The 19766-nt window shown below is 65.1% G+C and carries 19 protein-coding genes; 6 read left to right on the top strand and 13 right to left on the bottom strand.

What is annotated here, in order from left to right; genetic code table 11:
* Positions 1 to 4 precede the first annotated feature (4 nt).
* Positions 5 to 967 carry an electron transfer flavoprotein subunit alpha/FixB family protein gene (locus tag GJ672_RS05300; RefSeq protein WP_154296227.1) on the bottom strand — a complete coding sequence of 321 codons (963 nt, stop codon included), beginning with the start codon at positions 965 to 967 and terminating at the stop codon, positions 5 to 7.
* Positions 964 to 1716 carry an electron transfer flavoprotein subunit beta/FixA family protein gene (locus GJ672_RS05295; protein WP_154296226.1) on the bottom strand — a complete coding sequence of 251 codons (753 nt, stop codon included), beginning with the start codon at positions 1714 to 1716 and terminating at the stop codon, positions 964 to 966. The genes GJ672_RS05300 and GJ672_RS05295 overlap by 4 nt, the downstream gene beginning before the upstream one ends.
* A 220-nt stretch (positions 1717 to 1936) precedes the next feature.
* Here GJ672_RS05295 and GJ672_RS05290 point away from each other — a divergent pair, with 220 nt between their 5' ends.
* Positions 1937 to 3283, top strand: a complete 1347-nt coding sequence (locus GJ672_RS05290; protein WP_154296225.1) for a glycine cleavage T C-terminal barrel domain-containing protein — start codon at positions 1937 to 1939, stop codon at positions 3281 to 3283.
* 150 nt (positions 3284 to 3433) lie between these two features.
* Positions 3434 to 4768, top strand: a complete 1335-nt coding sequence (locus GJ672_RS05285) for an MFS transporter (RefSeq protein ID WP_154296224.1) — start codon at positions 3434 to 3436, stop codon at positions 4766 to 4768.
* A 9-nt stretch (positions 4769 to 4777) separates the two neighbouring features.
* Here the strand turns inward: GJ672_RS05285 and GJ672_RS05280 are convergent, their stop codons facing one another.
* Positions 4778 to 5626, bottom strand: a complete 849-nt coding sequence (locus GJ672_RS05280; protein WP_154296223.1) for an alpha/beta hydrolase — start codon at positions 5624 to 5626, stop codon at positions 4778 to 4780.
* Positions 5627 to 5653: 27 nt separating this feature from the next.
* Positions 5654 to 6337 carry a histidine phosphatase family protein gene (locus GJ672_RS05275; RefSeq protein ID WP_195759457.1) on the bottom strand — a complete coding sequence of 228 codons (684 nt, stop codon included), beginning with the start codon at positions 6335 to 6337 and terminating at the stop codon, positions 5654 to 5656.
* A gap of 125 nt (positions 6338 to 6462) precedes the next feature.
* Here GJ672_RS05275 and GJ672_RS05270 point away from each other — a divergent pair, with 125 nt between their 5' ends.
* The 4 genes from GJ672_RS05270 to GJ672_RS05255 all read left to right on the top strand — a co-directional run bounded on the left by GJ672_RS05270 (position 6463) and on the right by GJ672_RS05255 (position 11789).
* Positions 6463 to 6903, top strand: a complete 441-nt coding sequence (locus GJ672_RS05270) for a YaiI/YqxD family protein (RefSeq protein ID WP_154297044.1) — start codon at positions 6463 to 6465, stop codon at positions 6901 to 6903.
* A 65-nt stretch (positions 6904 to 6968) separates the two neighbouring features.
* The gene (locus GJ672_RS05265) at positions 6969 to 7349 is read left to right on the top strand and encodes a DUF423 domain-containing protein (RefSeq protein WP_229381802.1); all 381 of its coding nucleotides are present in this window, start codon (positions 6969 to 6971) and stop codon (positions 7347 to 7349) included.
* 106 nt (positions 7350 to 7455) lie between these two features.
* Positions 7456 to 10164 (top strand): cation-transporting P-type ATPase, encoded by a 2709-nt coding sequence (locus tag GJ672_RS05260; protein WP_229381801.1) that lies wholly within the window; start codon positions 7456 to 7458, stop codon positions 10162 to 10164.
* Positions 10161 to 11789, top strand: a complete 1629-nt coding sequence (locus GJ672_RS05255; protein WP_154296221.1) for a sulfatase-like hydrolase/transferase — start codon at positions 10161 to 10163, stop codon at positions 11787 to 11789. The genes GJ672_RS05260 and GJ672_RS05255 overlap by 4 nt, the downstream gene beginning before the upstream one ends.
* On the opposite strand, the gene GJ672_RS05250 is transcribed toward GJ672_RS05255, so the two are convergent.
* Genes GJ672_RS05250 through GJ672_RS05210 form a run of 9 tightly spaced genes read right to left on the bottom strand, consistent with a single transcriptional unit; the run spans position 11775 to position 19757 of the window.
* A complete protein-coding gene (locus GJ672_RS05250; protein ID WP_154296220.1) occupies positions 11775 to 13496 on the bottom strand; it encodes a complex I subunit 5 family protein in 1722 nt (573 codons plus the stop codon). The two genes, GJ672_RS05255 and GJ672_RS05250, sit on opposite strands and share 15 nt — an antisense overlap.
* Positions 13493 to 14956, bottom strand: coding sequence for a complex I subunit 5 family protein (locus GJ672_RS05245; protein WP_154296219.1), 1464 nt, complete (start codon positions 14954 to 14956; stop codon positions 13493 to 13495). Before GJ672_RS05245 ends, GJ672_RS05250 begins: the two co-directional genes overlap by 4 nt.
* Positions 14953 to 16425, bottom strand: a complete 1473-nt coding sequence (locus GJ672_RS05240; RefSeq protein WP_154296218.1) for a complex I subunit 5 family protein — start codon at positions 16423 to 16425, stop codon at positions 14953 to 14955. The genes GJ672_RS05245 and GJ672_RS05240 overlap by 4 nt, the downstream gene beginning before the upstream one ends.
* Positions 16422 to 16712, bottom strand: a complete 291-nt coding sequence (locus GJ672_RS05235; protein ID WP_154296217.1) for an NADH-quinone oxidoreductase subunit K — start codon at positions 16710 to 16712, stop codon at positions 16422 to 16424. Before GJ672_RS05235 ends, GJ672_RS05240 begins: the two co-directional genes overlap by 4 nt.
* Positions 16709 to 17641 carry an MnhB domain-containing protein gene (locus GJ672_RS05230; RefSeq protein WP_154296216.1) on the bottom strand — a complete coding sequence of 311 codons (933 nt, stop codon included), beginning with the start codon at positions 17639 to 17641 and terminating at the stop codon, positions 16709 to 16711. The genes GJ672_RS05235 and GJ672_RS05230 overlap by 4 nt, the downstream gene beginning before the upstream one ends.
* Complete coding sequence (locus tag GJ672_RS05225) at positions 17638 to 17913, bottom strand: monovalent cation/H(+) antiporter subunit G (RefSeq protein WP_154296215.1); 276 nt, start codon at positions 17911 to 17913, stop codon at positions 17638 to 17640. The genes GJ672_RS05230 and GJ672_RS05225 overlap by 4 nt, the downstream gene beginning before the upstream one ends.
* Entirely contained in the window at positions 17906 to 18196 is a 291-nt protein-coding gene (locus GJ672_RS05220) for a monovalent cation/H+ antiporter complex subunit F (RefSeq protein ID WP_154296214.1), read from the bottom strand. Before GJ672_RS05220 ends, GJ672_RS05225 begins: the two co-directional genes overlap by 8 nt.
* The gene (locus GJ672_RS05215; RefSeq protein WP_154296213.1) at positions 18196 to 18666 is read right to left on the bottom strand and encodes a Na+/H+ antiporter subunit E; all 471 of its coding nucleotides are present in this window, start codon (positions 18664 to 18666) and stop codon (positions 18196 to 18198) included. Before GJ672_RS05215 ends, GJ672_RS05220 begins: the two co-directional genes overlap by 1 nt.
* Positions 18666 to 19757 (bottom strand): PQQ-dependent sugar dehydrogenase, encoded by a 1092-nt coding sequence (locus GJ672_RS05210; protein ID WP_154296212.1) that lies wholly within the window; start codon positions 19755 to 19757, stop codon positions 18666 to 18668. The genes GJ672_RS05215 and GJ672_RS05210 overlap by 1 nt, the downstream gene beginning before the upstream one ends.
* Positions 19758 to 19766 lie beyond the last annotated feature (9 nt).

The raw sequence follows: 19766 nt of genomic DNA, 5'->3' as shown, positions 1-19766 counted from the left end.
GCGTTCAGGCGCTTTTGCCCAGGGGTGACGGCGTCTCCGCCAGCGTGTGCTCAAGTTCCTCAAGGGCACTCATCAGATCTTGGACCAAACCGTAGTCAGCAATTTCGAAAATCGGCGCTTCCGGATCGCTGTTGATGGCGGCGATCACCCGGGACTCCTTCATGCCGGCCAGGTGCTGAATGGCGCCGGAGATGCCCACGGCGAGATATAGGGCGGGTGCGACCACTCGACCGGTCTGACCCACCTGATGATCGTTGGGGACGTAGCCCGCATCCACCGCCGCCCGGCTGGCGCCCACGGCGGCGTTCAGTCGTTTCGCCAACCGGTTGATCAGGGCAAAATTCTCGGCGGATCCAACGCCACGACCACCGGATACAACAATATCCGCGCTGCCCAGATCCGGGCCGTCACCGCCACTGAGTCGGTAGCCGTGATGTTCAACCAGGCCGGAATCTCCGGCAGCCTCAACGAACTCGATGGGCGCTATCTGATCGCCGGACGCCACCGGCGCGAAGGCGGTGGAGCGAACGGTGATAACCCGTTGAGCATCGCGGGTTCGAACCCGGGCGAGGGCATTGCCCGCATAGATGGGACGCACGAAAGTCTCCCCATCAATCACGGCGACAATGTCGGAAATCTGTTGGACGCCCAGTGCGGCCGCCACGCGGGGCATGACATTTTTTCCTGCGCTGTCGGCCGCCGCCAGCACCCAGGTATATTCCGACGCCTGACCCTGAATCACCGGCGCCATGTTCTCGGCGAGAGGCTCCGACAGATGCTCTGCCTGGGCCACCAGCACCCGCGCCACGCCATCCAGCGAGGCGGTCTCGTTGGCGACGGACTGGCACTCAGAACCCATGAGCAAAACGTCCACGCGGTCCGCCAGCTGAAGGCCACATGCAATCGCTGAGCGGCTTGCCGGGGTGAGTTGGTCGCCGTCGTGGTTCCCAAAGATAAGAACTGTCACGGGATGACTCCTGCTTCGTTGCGCAAGCGATCCACCAGTTCCGCCACCGTCGCCACGCGGACCCCGGGTTCTCGACTTGGCGGTTCAGTCACCTCCAGGGTCTCCAGCCTGGGGGTGGGATCCACTCCCAATGATTCCAGCGTGAGGGTTTCCAGAGCGGCGCGCTTCGCCTTCATGATGTCGGGCAATCTCGGATAGCGCGGATCGTTGAGGCGGAGGTCGACGCTGATCACCGCGGGGAGTGTCAACCGCAGTTGCTCGAGCCCTGTGTCTATCTCGCGGGTGGCCCGGACGTGATCCTGCCTGACCTCAAGCCCGGAGACCGAGGTGGCCTGGGCCCAGCCTTGCAGGGCTGCCAGCATTTGCCCGGTCTGGTTGCAGTCGTCATCAATGGCCTGCTTACCCAGCAGCACCAGATCCGGCGACTCACGCTGGCAGACCGCCTGCAGCGCCCGGGCGATTACCAGAGGCTCAAGGTCGGGTTCGGCACTGACCTGGAGGGCGCGGTTGGCGCCCATGGCCAGGCAGGTTCGCAGTTGTTCCTGGACACTGTCCGGGCCGACGCTCACCGCCAGCACTTCATCCACGATGGCGGATTCCAGCAGGCGCACCGCCGCCTCCGTGGCGATCTCGTCAAATGGGTTCATGGACATTTTGGTGTTCGCCGTCTCCACTCCCTGTCCATCGCTGCGAACCCGAATCTTGACGTAGGCGTCCACCACCCGCTTTACGCCGACCAGTACTTTCATGGTGAGACCTCCCGAGAGCCGTCGAATCGAGACTAACCGTCCCGCGGCCAGCGCAACTGGCCTGTATGCGACTGCGCCTTGCACGCCAGCGTCACGGGTGATTCGGAGACGGTGGGCAGGGAATTGCCGAAGTCGCAGGTGGAAAAATCGTCGCGCTGAAACCGGGGCACGATCCGGGCTGTTCGCGGTGAAATGACCCCACAATTCGGGAGAGATGATCATGAGCAGCAGGCATCAATACGACGGCGTCAACAACAGCTCAGTGGGACAGATCAGCGGCGTTGATCAGTCCGACCGACGAGTGCCGATCAATCTTCGTCAGTCCGGTCGCACGCCGGTGGAAATGCTGATTTCAACTCGGGTTCGAAAGTCGCCCTACTGGCATCTCGCCCACCAGGCGGGCTGCTGGCGAGCCACGGTCTATAACCGCATGTACCACCCGAGGGGCTATGTGCGCCCCGAGGATGGCGGGGCGATGGTGGAGTACGACGCGCTGGTCAATCACGTCACCATGTGGAATGTTGCCGTCGAGCGGCAGATTCAGGTCAAAGGCCCTGATGCCGAGGCGTTCGTCAATTATGTCATCACTCGGGATGCCACCCGGATCAAGCCCATGCACGGCAAGTACGTGATTCTCTGCAATGAGGACGGTGGGATTCTGAATGACCCGGTATTACTTCGGATCAGCGCAGATGAATTCTGGTTCTCCCTCTCCGACAGTGATCTTGAACTCTGGCTGCGGGGCGTCAATGTCAGCCAGCGTTTTAACGTGAGCATTGGCGAAATCGATGTCGCCCCGGTGCAGATCCAGGGTCCGAAGTCCGAGGCGCTGATGGCGGACCTCTTCGGCGAGGAGGTTCGCGGGATACCGTATTACGGACTCATGAGCGGGCAGGTGGCCGGCCACGACGTCATCATTTCCCAGACCGGTTTTACCGGCGAGAAGGGGTATGAAATTTACCTGCGGGACGCCACGTTGCATGCCGAGGCCATGTGGAATGCGGTGCTTGCCGCCGGTGAACGGCATAACCTCATGGTCATTGCCCCGGCACACCATCGCCGAATTGCGGCGGGCATTCTGTCCTGGGGGCAGGACATCGATATGGAAACCTCGCCGTTCCAATGCAACCTGGCTTATCAGGTACCCCGGAACAAGTCGGCTGTTTACATTGGAAAACAGGCCCTGGAGTCGCAGCGGGATGCCATCGAGGCGGGGGACCCCCCGTTCCGTTTGAAAATGGTGGGTCTGACTTTCGGCGGGTTGGCGGTCACAGACTATGCACCGGACTTCTGGCTGGTGGCCGAACCGGGAGCCGACGAGGCATGGGGTTATGTCACCTCGCCCTGGTATTCTCCAGAACTTGAGACCAATATTGCTCTGGCCTGGGTGCCGGTAGAGAAAACCGCAGTGGGGACGGCCCATGAAGTGTGGTTGCCGGATGAGTACACCCAGGGTCTGCCCTCCAACAAAGTGGCGGCCCAGGTCGTCAGTGTGCCGTTCCGGCCGTCGGTGAATCCCAACGCGCGGGAAGTGGCAAGCACTCGGGGACTGGATTACGCCGATTAGGAGGCCCCGCTTCCGGGGTCATGGCCCCGGAAGCCCGACTCTTCTCCCTTGATCAGACCCAGCGGAGGCTGGGACAGTGCGGCAACCATGGCGTTTGTACCATGGTCTCTGGTCACCGAACTGGCAGGGCCTGCACGGGGAGAATGAATCATGAGCCGGCCACTGGCGCCGAAGCGCGAAATTTTCGGCTGGGCGATGTTCGACTTCGCCAACCAGGCCTACACCCTGCTGATCATTACGGTGGTCTTCGGTGACCTGTTCACCCGGGTGATCGTCGGTGACGGGCCCGACTACCGCCTTGGCAACTTCCTCTGGAGCTTGGCGCTGGCCATCAGCAACCTGCTGGTTGTGCTCAGCGGGCCGGTGTTTGGCGCCGCCATGGACTACTCCGCCCGCCGCAAGCAGTTTCTCTTCGGCAGCTATCTGCTCACCATCACGGCGACCGGACTGCTGTATTTCATCGAGCCTGGATGGATCATTCCAGCCATTATTCTGATTATCATCTCCAACTTCGCCTATGCCATGGGCGAGAACTTCATCGCCAGTTTTCTGCCGGATCTGGGGCCCCGCTCGGCCATGGGCTGGATCTCCGGCATGGGTTGGGCGCTGGGGTATATCGGTGGCCTGATGGCCACGGCCTTCACGTTGTTCTTTCTGGGTGGAGTCAGCGCCGAGAATTATGACCGCATCCGCTGGGTGGGGCCGTTTGCCGCGGTGTTTTTCCTGCTGGCGGCGATCCCGACGTTCATGTTCCTGCGCGAACGCGGCCGGCGGCGCGCATTGCCCCCGGGGCAGAGCATGATTAAGGCGGGCGTGGGCCGGCTGCGGGTCACACTGCGGGAGGTGAGCCGATTCCGGGATCTCAGCATCATGCTGATCTCGATCTTCTTCGCCATGTCCGGCATTTCCATCATTATCAGTTTTTCGTTCATCTATGGCTCCCAGGTGATTGGCTGGGAGGAACATGTGCGCGCCATCATGTTTGTTGTGGTGCAGATCACGGCAGCCATCGGAGCGATTGGCTTTGGCTGGATTCAGAGCCATATCGGCGCCAAGGTGACTTACATCATCACCCTGTCGCTGTGGATCAGCGCCATTGTGGCCATCTGGCAGACGCCGGCGCTGACGACGCTGGCGCAGACCCTGTTCGGCGTCACCTGGGAAGCACAGTACGTCTTTCTGTTTGCCGGCTGCCTGGCCGGCCTCAGTCTTGGCTCCAGCCAGTCCGCCGGTCGCGCCCTGGTCGGCATGCTGACGCCCCCGGGCAAGGCGGCGGAATTCTTCGGGTTCTGGGGGTTGGCCGGCCGGCTGGCCGCGGTGTTCGGGATTCTGGGGCTGGGGCTGATTCAGGCCTGGCTGGGTCTGGCGGACGGCATTCTGTTCTGCATTGCACTGTTCGTGTTGGCGCTGATCGCGGTTATCCCGGTCAACGAAACCCGCGGTGGCGAGGTCGCCGAGGGTTGGCGGGACCCGGAGGACGCCTGAGGCGCTGGATCACTCCGATTCATCCGAAAGGTCAGACGGAATCGCCCCGTGGAGAAATTCATCAATGCCCTGGGTGTAAATTTCTCCGCTCTCGAGGAATCCGGTGTTGTGGCCGCCACGGATTGGCAGCATCTGTTTTGGCGCCTCGGCGGCATCGTGGACGGCAAGCCCGTGGCTGAAGGGAATGATTTCATCATCCCGGCTGTGAATCACGAGGATCGGCGCGTCGACGTGCCGCACGGCCTGCTCGGTATTGTAGGCCAATCGGGCGAGCTGCCGGGCGGGAATGAAGGGGTAGACGTCGCCGGCGATGGCGGGCACCGAGCGGAAGGGGGACTCGAGTATGACCGCCGCCGGATCCACCTCGCCGGCCAGCTCCGCGGCCACGGCGGCTCCCAGGGATCGTCCGAACAGCACGATGTCTGTGGGCGCCTGCCCTGCCTCTTCAATCAGCCATCGCCAGGCCGCCCGGGCGTCTTTCTCGGTCCCGGACTCCGAGGGGCTGCCCTCGCTCTGGCCGTAACCCCGATAGTCAATGATCAGGACGGACAGCCCGAGGCGGTGGAAAATCTCGATGGAATCCATCCGGTGCGAGATATTGCCGGCATTGCCATGGAAAAAGAGCAGGGTCGCCCGCGGGTCGGTCACGGGCACATACCAGCCGTGCAGCGCAACCCCGTCCTGGGCCCGGAGATTGACTTCCTCATAGTCCAGCCCGGCGGCCGCTGGCGTGGTGACGATGTCGCGCCCCCCGATGTGGGGCAGATAGAGCAGCCGCTCCTGGAATACGTACAGCAGGGTAACGAAGGCGATGTATACCAGCCCGATAACCGCCAGGACGCGCAGGATTGTCATCATTAGATGGCTCCCTGATCGCCGGTGTGCCTAATCCGCGTCACCGCCGTTGGGTTCCGCCAGCCCATCCAGATGGGTGGTGTCGTTAAACCGCAGGATGCGGCATCGATAGGTGCTCAGCCCTTCCGGCGAATCCGTGGTCTCGCCATGAGCGGTCCGGGTCAGCTCGAACTCGAACACCGAGGTGTTCTCTGGGCGCACGCCCCAGACCCGACGCGTCCCCAACACCGCCGCCAGTAGATACTGCATGAAGCCGCCATGGGTGACGCCGATGACGGTGTCCTCATCGCCGTGATTGGCCAGCAGATATTCGATGACCTTGGCGGCGCGTTGCCCACGGGATTGAAGGGTTTCAGCCTCGGGCACCGCATTCCAGTCGCGATTGGCGGCAAAATCCCGGACTGCATCCGGATGCTCGCTTTGCAGCTCGCTCCAGGTGCGGGCCGAGAACACGCCCACGTCATATTCACTGAGCTCCGGGAATGTGGTGATCGGCCGGGACAGTGCTGCGCTGATCACGCCAGCGGTGGCCTGGGCTCGTCCCAGCGGCGAGCTGTAGAGCACCGTCGGGGTGAGGCCGTCTCGCTCAAACGTCTGGGCCAGGGCTCTGGCGAGATGCCGGGCCTGCTGATGACCAAGATCACTGAGAGGGTAGTCGGTGTGACCCTGCCAACGCCCTTCGTGATTGGCGACGGTCTGGGCATGGCGAATCAATAACAAGCGCATAGAGCGGCGAGATTAGCGGCTGGCTCCGGGGCCTGCAATCCGGGGTGCGTGGTGCAAAGCGCGGTTCTGGTACCGTACCGGCAATGAGTCCGCCAGATGCCATCCGCCATTCGGTGCACCTTTGGGTGGACGCCGACGCCTGTCCCGTGGCCATTCGGGAGATTCTTTTCCGGGCGGCCGAGCGGGTGCGGGCGCGATTGACGCTCATCGCCAATCAGCCGCTGCGCACCCCGCCGTCGCCGTTGATTGACAGCGTCCAGGTCGGGGCCGGTTTCGACGTGGCGGATGACGAGATCGTTCGCCGGGTCAGTCCGGGGGATCTGGTGATCACCAGCGATATTCCGCTGGCGTCGGACGTCATCGACAAGGGGGCGGCGGTGCTGACACCACGGGGCGAGGAGCAGACCCGCGAGAACATCCGCGCACGCCTGCAAATGCGGGATTTCATGGAGACACTGCGGAGCAGTGGCATCCACACCGGCGGCCCGGCCAGCATGACCGCTGCGGACCGCAAGCGGTTCGCCGATGCGCTGGACCGCTATCTCGCCCATTGAGCACTGCCTGGGATCCCGGTCTGCGATAGAATCATGGCCACTTCTCCTAGCCCGGGTTTTTAATCATGCCAGTCCTGTTGATGCTCGCCGCCGCCCTTGGTTTGTTGTCCGTGGCCTTCGGGGCCATCTCCGAGCACGCCTTCCGCCCAAACGTGGACCCGGAGTATTTCCGGTATCTGATGACGGCGGTTCGCTATAACCAGGTGCATGCCGTGGCCCTGCTGGCCTTGGCTCTGGGGCTGGCAGCGCCGTTGGCCGTCGAGACGGCACGTCGGCTGCGAGCCGCGGCCTGGGTAATGTTCGTGGGGACGGTGCTGTTCAGCATCAGCATTTACCTCGCGGTGGCGCTGGACGCCATGGCGATCACCTACGTCACCCCGGTGGGCGGCACCTTGTTGATGGTCTCCTGGGCGATGCTGATCCGGGCCGGCTGGAAAGCCCGCTAACCCATACGTCCGCCCCCTGTGCGGCGCCGGCCCATTGGGTGCGGCGCACAATGCATCTGTGGCAGTCTAAAAGCCCTGAGGTAGGTGAGTGATGGAGGCCGCCACGGTGAGCGAAGATTGGCATGCCAGAGACTCCGAAGCCGTCGTTGAGGCGCTGAGGACCCGCTCCGGGGGTCTCGATGCCGCCGAGGTGGAGGAGCGGCGCGAGCGCCACGGCCCCAATCGCCTTCGCCCACCCGCCAAAGCCGGACCGCTCAAGCGGTTTCTGAAGCATCTCCATAACATCCTGATTTATATCCTGATTGCAGCCGCGGTGGGCACGGCGCTGCTGGGGCATTGGGTGGACACCGGCGTGATCATCGCGGTGGTGCTCATCAATACCCTCATCGGTTTCGTCCAGGAAGGTCGCGCCGAGAAGGCGCTGGATGCCATTCGGCAGATGCTGTCGCCGAGCGCCATGGTGATCCGTGAGGGGCGACGCCATGAAATCCCGGCCGATGAAATCGTTCCGGGGGACTTGGTAGCGCTGCAGCCCGGGGACAAGGTGCCGGCGGACTTGCGCCTAATTGACATCAAAAACCTCCAGATCGAGGAGGCGGTGCTCACCGGCGAGTCGGTGCCGGTGGAAAAATCCCTGGACCCGGTATCCGCCGAGGCGGATCTGGGGGATCGTATCGGCATGGCCTATTCCGGGACTCTGGTGACCTTCGGGCGGGGCACCGGGGTGGTGGTGGCCACCGGTGAGGACACGCAGCTCGGGCGCATCTCGGGGATGCTCACCGAGGTGGAGGGGCTCGAGACACCGCTGGTGCGCCAGATGGAGCAGTTCGGGCGCTGGCTGGCGGTCATCATAATCGGCATTTCCGCACTCACCTTCGCGTTTGGTTACTGGGTTCGCAGCTACCCCCTCGATGAGATGTTCCTGGCGGCGGCCAGTCTGGCGGTGTCCACCATCCCTGAGGGCCTGCCGGCGATCATGACCATTGCCCTGGCCGTGGGCGTTCAAAAAATGGCGCGACGCAACGCGATCATCCGTCGGCTCCCCGGGGTGGAGACCCTGGGATCGGTGTCGGTGATCTGCTCGGACAAGACCGGCACCCTGACCCGCAACGAAATGACCGTGCAGACCGTGGCCATGGCCAGGGACCTGGTGGATGTGGAGGGCGTCGGCTACGCACCGGAAGGTGCATTCCTGCGGGATCAGCAGGTCATCGAGCCCCGTGATGAAGCGGTGCTGGGCGAGGCCCTGCGGGGCGCACTGCTCTGCAATGACTCCATGCTTCATCACCGTGACGGCGACTGGACGCTGGAGGGCAATCCCACCGAGGGCGCCTTGCTGACGCTGGCGCTCAAGGCTGGTCTCGAGTCCGAGCAGATCCAGCGGGAAAGCCCTCGGGTGGATGTGATCCCCTTCGAGTCCGACCACAAGTACATGGCCACGCTGCATCACGACCACGCGGGCCACGGGGTGGTCTACCTCAAGGGCGCGCCGGAGCGGATCCTCGACCTTTGCCACACCCACGCCACGGTCCGGGGACCTGAGCCTCTTCGAAAAGCCGACTGGCTGGAGGTCATGGAAACCATCGCCGGGCGAGGGCAGCGGATCCTGGCGCTGGCGCGCCGGGCGACGACCCACGACGTTCATCAGCTGGATTATGGGGACATCGAATCCGGCGGCTTTGAGCTGGTGGCCCTGCTGGGCATTATCGACCCGCCCCGGGATGAGGCCATCGCCGCGGTGGCGGACTGTGCCAGCGCCCGGGTGCAAGTCAAGATGATTACCGGCGACCACCTGGCCACCGCCTATGCGGTCGCCCAACAGCTCGGCATTGTCCGCTCGGAAAGCCGCCATGCCATGGCCGGCCACGAGATTGATGAAATGGATGATGAAGCCCTGCGGGAAGCCGCGCTGCAGTGCGATGTCTTCGCGCGGACGACCCCGGAGCACAAGCTGCGACTGGTCCGGGCGCTTCAGGCCGGCGGTCGGGTGGTGGCCATGACCGGTGACGGCGTGAATGACGCCCCGGCGTTAAAACGCGCCGATGTGGGTGTCGCCATGGGCAACAAGGGCACGGAGGCGGCCAAGGAGGCCTCGGAAATGGTGCTGGCGGACGACAACTTCGCCTCCATCGCTCACGCCGTCGAAGAGGGGCGGACGGTTTACGACAACATCCGCAAGGCCATTCTGCACATGCTGCCCACTAACGCCGGGCAGTCTCTGACCATCATGATGGCCATTCTCATGGGCCTGACACTGCCGCTGACCCCGGTTCAGGTGCTGTGGGTGAACATGGTGACCAGCGTGACCCTGGCCATGGCGCTGGCCTTTGAAAAGAGCGAGCCCGGGGTCATGGACCGCGCACCCCGGGATCCCAACGCGCCGCTGCTGTCCGGCTTTCTGCTCTGGCGCATTCCTTTTGTGGCAATCCTGTTGTGGATTGGTACCTTCGGGCACTTCGTCTGGATGGAAACGGTGGCCCAGGTCCCCCAGGAGGTGGCGCGGACGGTGGCCATCAATACCTTGGTCGCGGGCCAGGCGTTCTATCTCCTGACCCTGCGCCTGATTCACGAGCCGGTGCTGGTGGGCTTTGCGGTGTTCCGCTCGTCGGCCATGTGGATTGCCATCGGCATTCTGGCCGTGTTGCAGCTGGCCTTTACCTACGCTCCCTGGGCCAATGCGCTGTTCGGCACCGCCCCCATCGGCCCTGGAGACTGGCTGCGGATCATGGCCTTTGGTGCAGCCGTATTCGTGGTGGTTGAACTTGAAAAGCTGGTGCGACTCTTAATGAGGCGGCATCAGGAGCGCATGGCATGAGAACAATCGGCGCCCTGGGCCTGTCGGCCCTGGTGTTTTTTCTGGTGTTGGTGCTGCCCAACCATCCCACCATGTTCCACCCGGGGGCACTGGCGGCCTGGCCCCTGGAGCTCCCGGCTTTGTTGGCGTTGCTGGTGTTTACCGGGTTGCCCGGACTGAGCCTGCTGATGCGACTGGGTCTGGTGTTTTCGCTGGTGGCGGTGGTTTTGCTGCGCCTCGCTGACGTCGGCACGTTCATTGCCTACAACCGGCATTTCAACCTGGTGGCCGATCTGCATTTCGCGCCGGCGGTCTGGAACCTGCTGGTGGGCAGCGTCGGGCTGCCCCTGGCGGTGCTGGCGGCTGTGGGTGGGGTGCTGGCACTGCTGGTTCTGATGGGCCTGCTCTGGTGGGGCAGCGGGGTCTGGGCCCGGCTGCCGGTGGGGCTCGCGGGCCGTGGGGTGGCGGCCCTGGTGCTGGTACCGGCGGTGGCGCTGGTGGTGGCGGATATCAACCACCGCAAACCGGCCTCGGTGCCGGGTGAAGCGTTTGCCGCCCGGGTGGCGGTGGATCGCAGTCATCAGATGGCCGCCACCTATCGGGATATGCAGGAGTTTCGGGAGGCGGCACTGCGGGACCCGATGCTCGGGCGCGGGCCGTTTTTCGATGCACTGGACGGCCGGGACCTGGTGATCGTCTATATCGAAAGCTACGGGCGTTCAAGCTTCGAGAACCCCCTCTACATTCCCACTCACACCCAAACCCTGAAGGCCATTCAGGAGCGCCTCGACGGCGAAGGGCTTGCCATGCGTTCGGGCTGGGCCACCGCACCCATGGTGGGCGGGCAGAGCTGGCTCGCCCATGGATCGGTGGCCACTGGCCTGTGGCTGCATAACCAGCCCCGCTACCGGGCCATGATCAACAGTGGTCGTCGCACCCTCTACCACTATGGCAACGACGCCGGGTTCCGCACCGTGGCAATCAAGCCGGCCCATGTCATGGGCTGGCCGGAGGGCGAAGCCTTCAACTTTGATGCCATCTACAACGCCCCGGATCTGGGCTATGAGGGGCCGCCGTTCAACTGGGTGACCATGCCGGACCAGTTCACGCTGAAGGCCTTTGAGCGTCTGGAGCAGGGCCGTGACGACCGCCCCCCCTTGATGGCGCAAATCGCCCTGATTTCTTCTCATGCCCCCTGGGTCCCGGTGCCGGAACTGGTGGATTGGGAATCCATGGGGGCGGGCGAGGTGTTTGAAGAAGCCGCCGCTTCCGGAGATGCGCCGGAAGTGGTCTGGCAGGACGAGGACCGGATTCGGGATCAATTTCGCCAGGCGGTGGATTACAGCCTGCAGGTGGTGGGCAGCTGGGCCGAGCATCAGGCCGGGGATCCGCCCCTGATGATCGTCCTCGGGGACCATGAACCCGCCAGGTTTGTGGCGGGAGTCGACGGCTATGATGTGCCCATCCACGTCATCGGCCCGGCGGATCTGGTGGATCGCTTCGAGGATCTGGATTGGCAGGAAGGCATGATCCCCTCGGCGGATACTCCGGCCCGCCGCATGGACAACCTCCGGGATATTCTCCTGCGCAAGCTCTCGTCGCAGTTCGAGGCGCTCAGGATCTCGGAGCGCTCACCGCAGGACTAGCCAGGCCAGCCCTGCCATTAACCCGACCAGGATGACGCCGGCCATGGGCCAGCGCTGGACCTGTGTCTCCAGCGCCTGAGCGGCCTGTCGGGCGGGTTGCAGCGGCTCAGCCGCCGTGTCCGATGCGGGCCGGTTTCGCCCGATGATCGTCTCCGCAAGTCCGGATATCCCCGACATGAGCGTCCCAATCGTGCGCTCCAGCGGGACGATGAGGTCTCCTTCTGGCACCCTCGGCCTTTGTTCGAGCCGGTTCTGCTGCCACCCGACCAGGCCGGCCAGTACCAGCCCCACGGTCACCGGCCATGCACCCGCCATCAGGGTATCTGGCTGCATCAAATAAGCGGGACCGCGGGGATCATGGACACCCCAAAGCGCCCAGGGGACGACCAGCGCGGCGAATCCGGTACCCATGACCGTCAGGCCCATGGTCCGCGCGCCAAGGCCCGCTGCGGATTTTGCCGGTGACCGGGCCAGCAGGTACAGGTAGCGCACCAGAAGCAGCGTGGTGGTGATGCCCGTCGCGGTCACCGCCATCACCAGCGGCGCCGGGAATGCCGGTTTGATCGCGGCCTTGGCCAGGGCGCCGCCGGTCAGCGGCCACCCGGCCACCGAGGCGCACAGGACAGCCACCAACGCCAAAGCGGCCCAACGGGCGGCGCCGCCGAGCAGCGGGATCCAGCCCACGGCCAGAAACAGTGCGCCTTTGGCGAATCCGTGATGAACGCCGTAATAGCCCGCAATCTCTGGCCCCGAGCCACCGGCGACGGCGAGCCCGGCCCCCACCACCGCCAGCATCAAGCTCATCTGGCTGACGGTGGAGTAGGCCAGCACCGCCTTGATGCGTGACTGCAGCACCCCGAGGATCACCGCCGCGTAAGCGCCGGCCAGCCCCAGCGCCAACAGGACGGGGCCGGTGATTGCATCGCCTTCGGGCAGAAACCGGATCAACCCGATGAGGCCGGCTTTGACGATGGCCCCGGAAAGCACCGCCGAGGCCGCGGTGGGGGCCGCCGGGTGGGCCAGGGGCAGCCATAGATGGAGGGGCATGAGGCCGGCTTTGATGCCGAATCCGGCAATGAGCAGGGCCACAATCAGTTGGCGTTGCCCGTTGCCGAGCATCGGGTCGGTCAGGCCGTGCCGCATCTCCGCAATCAGCAGCGTCTCGGCCTGGGCCATCATCAGCACGAAGCCGATCAGCAGCATCGCCTCGCCGAGTACCGCCATGATGATGTAGATCCTCGAGGCGCGAAGCGCTTCGGCGGTGCCGTCATGCACCACCAGGAAATAGGCCGCCAGCGAGACCGCCGCAAATGCCACGTAGAACGTCACGGCATCGGCGGCGAGGAAGACGCCCAGGTTGCCGGTGAGGGTCAGGCACCAGAATCCGCTGAAGATGGCCGGTTTACGGGGGGCTTTCATGTAGGCCACGGCGTACAGACCGGCGGCCAGCCATAGGGCGGCGGTCATGCCCAGCAGCGCCAGTGCCGTGGGATCGGTTTCCAGTCGCACGCCCAGCAGCAGAATGGGCACTTCGGTGGCGGTATCCGTCAGTGGCATCAGGGCCAGCATCAGCCCGGGCAGCGGCGCCAGCGGCAGGAGCATCAGGGCCCGATCGCGCAGCGGCGGCAGCACCATCAGGCCCGCCATCAGCAATGGCCAGGCCAGCGCCAGGAACGGCATCAACGGTCCTTGCACCCAGTCCATCATGGTTGGTAATGCCTCTCGACGATTAGTGTGGCCCAGCCCAGCGGACTGAAATCCGCACCGGCGAGGAGCCCGGCGGCGATGGCGCCCAGGCCGGTAATCACCGCCGGGACCACGATGCCCAGGGGGCGCTCACCGGGGCGCTCGCCGTCCGGTGGCGGGGTAAACCAGATGCGGTAGAGCAGCGGCAGGAAATACGCTGCGTTCAAGAGCGTTGAGCCGGCCAGCACAGCCACCACCCAGGGGGCCCCCGACTCCATGGCCCCCAGGCCCAGGTAGATCTTGGTGACGAAGCCGGCCATGGGCGGCAGGCCGATCATGCCCAGCGCCCCCAGCGAGAAACACACCGAGGTCCACGGCATGCGGGCGCCAATGCCGTTCAGTTCCGCGATCTCATGGATGCCGGCCCGCTCGTCGTATATGCCGGCGCAGAAGAACAGAGTGATTTTCATCAGGCCCTGGTGAACCAGGTGAGCCAGCCCGCCGATGAGCGCCAGGGGGCCGACGAGGGCGGCACCCAGGACGATGTAGGAGACCTGACTGACCGTGGAGTAGGCCAGTCGGCGCTTGATCCCGGTCTGGCGCAGCGCCTGAATCGAGCCATACAGAATGGTCACTGAGGCGAGCATGGCCAGCGGTATGCCCAGTCCCAGGTCGGTAACCCGCTCAATGCCGAATACATCGTGGATGACGCGGACAAACCCGAAGGCGCCGGCCTTCACCACCGCCACGGCATGCAACAGCGCACTCACCGGCGCCGGGGCGGCCATGGCGGCGGGTAGCCATCGATGAAGCGGCACCATGGCCGCTTTGACCGCCAGTCCTCCGGCGAACAGCAGGAAGAGCCACCGCTGGCTGGCCGAATCCAGATCGGCAAAATCGGCGCCGTTGGCAAACTCCACTGGCCCGGCCGCGGATTCCAGCCAGAGGATGGCGAACAGCAACGCCACGCTGCCCGGCAGGGAATACAGCAGGTAGGACACCCCCGCGCGCATGGAGGCGGCGTTCTGTTTGTGGACCACCAGCGGCCAGGTGCTCAGGGTGAGTAGCTCGTAGAAAATGAAAAAGGTGAGCAGTGAACCCGACAGGGCAATGCCGGTGGTGGCGAAAACGCACAGACTGAAAAAACCGAAGAACCGGGAGAGGTTGGGTTTATGGTCGAAATAGGCGATGGCGTAAACCGTGGTGAGCAACCACAGCACGGCAGAAAGGGTCAGAAACAGCAGCGACAGGGCGTCCACCCTCAACAGCAGGAACACCCCCGGTACCAGGTCGATGCGGGTTTCATGCAGGGTGCCCCCGGCCACTTCCACCAGCATGAACACCACCAGCCCGACCTTGAGCAACGCTCCGCCGAGGTTGAGCGTATTGCGCCAGACGTGGCTTTCCTGATGCAGAAAAAAGGTCGCCACCGCCGGCAGCAGCGATGTGGCAAGAATCAGCGGGGGCAGCCAGTCGGTCATGGCATGCCTCCCATCAACTCATGGGGGACAGCGGGCAGGATGCCGAGGGCGAGGGAGGCGATAGCCAGCCCCAGCGGGATTGCCTGCCGCCAGGCCGCCACCGTTGTGAAGGGGGCGGCGGACTCCTGATCCGGGTGCCGAAAGGCCGAGGCCATGGGGCGATAGAGATAGGCCGCGGCCAGCAGACCGCCGGCCAGCACTATCAGCCCCCAGCCCGGCACACCGCCCTCCAGCGAGGCGGTCACCAGCAGGTACTTGGCCATGAAGCCGCCACTGGGGGGCAGGCCCATGAGTGTGATGGCCGCCAGGCCGAAGGCGAACAGGGTGACCGGCAGGGCCTGGGCGACGCCCGCCAGTCGAGCAATGCGGTCATGGCCGGCGGCTTCGAGGATCAACCCCGCGCAGAGGAACAGCGCGGCTTTGGCCAGGGCATGGGACAGTGCCTGAAACAGGGTGCCATTCCAGGCACTGTCCGCCACACCGCTCCCGGCGGCGCCCGCGGCGCCCAGCGCCAGGGGAAACACGAGGAACAGGTAGCCGATCTGGGCCACCGTGGAGTAGGCGATGACCAGTTTCAGGCGCTCCTGGCGAAGGGCCATGATCGAGCCATGGACAACGGCCAGAGCGCCGAGCCAGCCCAGGACATTGACGGCGATCGCATCACCGGCCCCCGGCGCGGCCTCAAGCCACAGGCGGAGCGCGATATAGAGCGAGGCCTTGGGCACCAGCGCCGACAATACCGCGCTGGCGGGGGCGGGCGCGCCGGCATGGGCGGGTGGCAGCCAGACGTGAAAGGGGAACAGCGCGGTTTTGGCAGCCAGGCCGGCGGTCATCGCCCCGATGGCCAGCGCATCCGTGGGGTGCATGCCCAATTCGCCGGCCAGCAGAGTGATGTCCAGAGTCCCATGACCGGCGTAGATCAGGACCACGCCCAGCAGATAGAGCAGCGAGCCGGTCAGGGCGAACAGTAGATAGCGCAGTGCCGCATTGAGGGTGTCGCGCTTTCGTTCGATGGCCACCAGCGCCACCGCCGCCAGACTGGCCAGCTCGAGCCCCACATAGAGATTGAACAGATCCCGGGAGACAAATATGGCGTTGAGCGCCCCCCATAGCAGCAACAGAAGCGGCCAGAAGGTCTGGGCCAGCCGGCTGCGGGGTCCCGGTTGTCCGATGGGCGCCAGCGAGAACAGCACCACGGCCGCCATGACCAGTGCGTTGACCAGCAGGAACAGCACCGCCGGCCCATCCGCCATGATCTGTATCCCCAGCGGCGGTGCCCACTCGCCAAGGGCAACCACCACCGGCCCATGGATCGCAACATGGCTCGTCAGGCCTATGGTCACGGCCACCATCAGCCCGGCGACGCTGGTGACCAGTGGCGTGGCATGGCGCGGCGCGGCCACCGTGGCGATGGCACCCAGCAGTGGCAGCGTCAGGCACAGAACCAGAGCAGTGATCGGCAGGCTCATGGGTCGCGACCGCCCTCCCGGGCATGGGCGACTACCAGCGCCAGGGCAAGGGCCGTGGCGGACAGGGCCACCACGATGCCGGTGATGATCATGGCCTGGGGCACCGAGTCGGTACCGGCGCTTTCGCTGCCGGACAGCGCTCCGAACAGCAGAAAGATGCCGGATCCGATCACATTAAAGGCGATCACCCGGCGTAGTAATAACGGCTGGGTCACCAGCCCGTAGAGGCCCAGGCCAATGAGCGCGGCGGCACAGACCGTAAAGGGTAGCCACTCGGTGGCGGTCATGACGATTCCCCCTGCTCCGGGGCACCAAAGACCAGCATGGCCAGCGTTGCCGCAATGGCCACCGCCAGAGTGGCCTCGATGGCCATCAGGACTGGCTTGGCAAACCCTGGCGGGATGTAGAGAAAGGCACCGACAACCAGTCCGGCCAGTCCCACCAGCAGGAAAAACGTGGGCCCGATCAGCACCGCCATGCGCATCCAGCGGTCATCCACCCGCGGGGCGGGAAGGTGTCCGGTCATCACCGCCACGATCCAGGCAGCGGCCAGCACCGTGCCCCCCTGAAACGCGCCGCCGGGCTGATAGCCGCCGACCCAGACCAGATAAGCGCCCACCACCAGCGCCACCGGGGGTAGCACGCGACCGAACTGGGCCAGCACCCCGTCCGGCAGCACCCGGTGACGCCGGCCGGCCCGGCCCGGCCAGTCCTCATCCCGGGTCAGTGTCCAGGCGCCCACCAGCGCCGCCAGGAGCACCAGCGTCTCAAGCAGGGTGTCCCAGGTTCGGAAATTCAGCAGCACCGCGGTCACCGGATTGTCGGTGCCGGTGACCGGCAGGTGCTCGGCCACGTCGCGCTGGAGACCGGGTACCGCCGGCAGCTGGCTGATTGCTGCCAGCAATCCCAGGGTCACAGCCCCGGCACCTGCCCCGGCCAGGACCTGCAGCAGGCGGTGGGGCGGAGAGGGCGCCGGTGCTTCCAGGGCGCGCAGCCGGGTCCAGGCCACCAGCAGCAGAATGCCGGTCAATCCGGCGCCGATGGCGGCCTCGGCCAGCGCTACATTGGTGGCTTCGAGGCGCAGCCAGGCCAGCGCAATCAGCAGTCCATAGGCAATGAAGAACACCACGGCCATGAAGGCCTGCCGACCCAGAATGGCGGCGGCGGCCACCGCCACGATGATCAGTGACAGCAGTGTGTTGAAGGCGAGGCTCACGGGCGCCTCGCGGCCACCCGGCCGATCAGCTGCGCCGCCACCCCCGCCGAGAAAAGAGCCAGGGCCCAGACCAGCACGAGCTTGATCACCTCCACCACGCCGGGGGCCTGCAAGGCGACGCCCAGGGCCACCAGCCCGAGGCCGAGATTGTCCGCCTTGGTCAGGGCATGGAGGCGGCTGGCGGTGTCGGGAAAGCGCACCAGCCCGAGACTGCCGACGGCAAAGAAACCCAGGCCCAGGGCGGTCAACAGGATGGTCAGACCGTCAATCATGGTGATCGTCGTCCTCCGGATCGCCGGTGCCGACGCGACGGACGCTTTTGGCGAAGGCGATGATGGACACCGCCGCCAGCAGTGCCAGCACAATCGCCACATCCAGCATGGCCCAGTCCTCTCCGGCCACCGCCAGCAGCAGAATGATGGCGATGCCACCGGTGCCGATGAGCTGGGCCGACATCATGCGGTCGGCCCGTTCCGGCCCCCGGGCAATTCGCCACAACGCCACCGCGATGGTGGCCAGTAGGCCGGTGGCCATGAGCAGCAGCCAATCGGCCATCACGACGGCTTTTCCAGGGCCCGCGAAAGCCGGTCTTCCTCCTCTCGCAGTGGGGCGGCGATGGGCTGACGGTCATCCAGGAGATGCACCAGATACTGACCCCGCCGAGTGCCCGCCACCAGGGTGCCGGGCATCAGGCTGTGTTGGGTGCCAATCAGAAAACCGCCGCCCGGCGACAGGGTCCGGGGGAGGGTTCGCCACCCGGGTGACAGGGGCAGGCGCGGGTCCAGCGCCCGACGGGCGACATCCAGCCCGCCCAGCAGGGAACGCCAGACAAACCGGGGGAGCAGGGGCACTCCGCGCCAGGGGCGCCGGCCCGATGCTGCCGGCAACAGGCGCAGACTTAGGGCGGTGGCGGCGGCCACCGCCGGCATGCCGATGATCAGCCCGGAGAGGGCGAAATCGGACAATACCAGCCACAGTCCGGCCAATAGTCCACCTCGCAGCATGATGGCGTTTCGCAGTGGCATCAGTGGTCCCTCGGTGTCAGTCGCAGCAGTTCACCATCGGCATGATCCGTCAGCAGCAGGATCGCCCCGTCGGGACCCTGCTCCACCGCCCGGATTCGACGGCCACGGTCTTCCAGCAATCTGTCTTCGGTGACAACCGTTGTACCGTCCAGTTCAAGTCGGGCCAGATGGGTCTGGACCAGAGCGCCCACCAACAGATGCCCCTGCCAGTGGGGGAACGCATCACCGGTGTAGAACAACATGCCGGACGGGGCGATGGATGGCGTCCAGTGATGGATCGGATCCACCATGCCGGGCAGGGTGTCCGGGCCGATTTCGGGGCCATGGTATTCGCGCCCATGGGTCATTAGCGGCCAGCCGAAGTTCTCCCCCGAGGCGGGGAGATTGATTTCATCGCCGCCCCGCGGGCCATGCTCGTGGATCCATACCGCACCGGTGACCGGATGCAAAGTCGCCCCCTGGGGATTGCGGTGACCGAAGCTGTAGATGGCGGGATGCCCCGCCGCGCCGTCGGCGAAAGGATTGTCTGCTGGAATGCTGCCGTCATCGTGAAGTCGCAGCACGGCACCGTTGAGGTCGTGGGGGTCCTGGGAGCGATCCCGCTGACCCCGATCGCCGGTGGTCATGTAAAGGTGGCCGTCCCGGTCAAAAACAAGCCGCGAGCCGAAATGCCGACCGCTGGAGACACAGGGCTCGGCCACCAGCAGGGTCTCGAAGTCCGTCAGCTCGCCGTCGCCGAGCTTCCCACGGCCCAGGTGGGTGGCGCTGCCGGACTCGCAGGCTCCCGCCCAGGTCAGGTAGACCCAGCGGTTGTCTTCGAATTGTGGGTGCAGGGCAATGTCCAGCAGTCCCCCCTGGCCCCGCGCCACCACCGCCGGTGAGTTGCCAATGACCCGGCGCTCGCCGGTGTCCGGGTTCAGCTGCAGCAGGCGGCCGGGGCGTTCGGTCACCAGCAGATCGCCTTCCGGCAGCAGGGCCATGCCCCAGGGATGGGTGAGATCGTCGACGGCGACCTCCACCCGCGGCTGGGCCATCGCCGCGGCGGTCATCAGCAAAGTCATTACCAGGGACAGGACAGTGCGCTGGATCATGGTGCTTTC

The sequence above is a fragment of the Spiribacter sp. 2438 genome (assembly GCF_009676705.1).
In the GTDB taxonomy this organism is placed as follows: Bacteria; Pseudomonadota; Gammaproteobacteria; order Nitrococcales; family Nitrococcaceae; genus Spiribacter.
The sequence above is the reverse complement of the archived record's forward strand: the minus strand, read 5'-3'. Positions and strand labels throughout refer to the sequence as shown.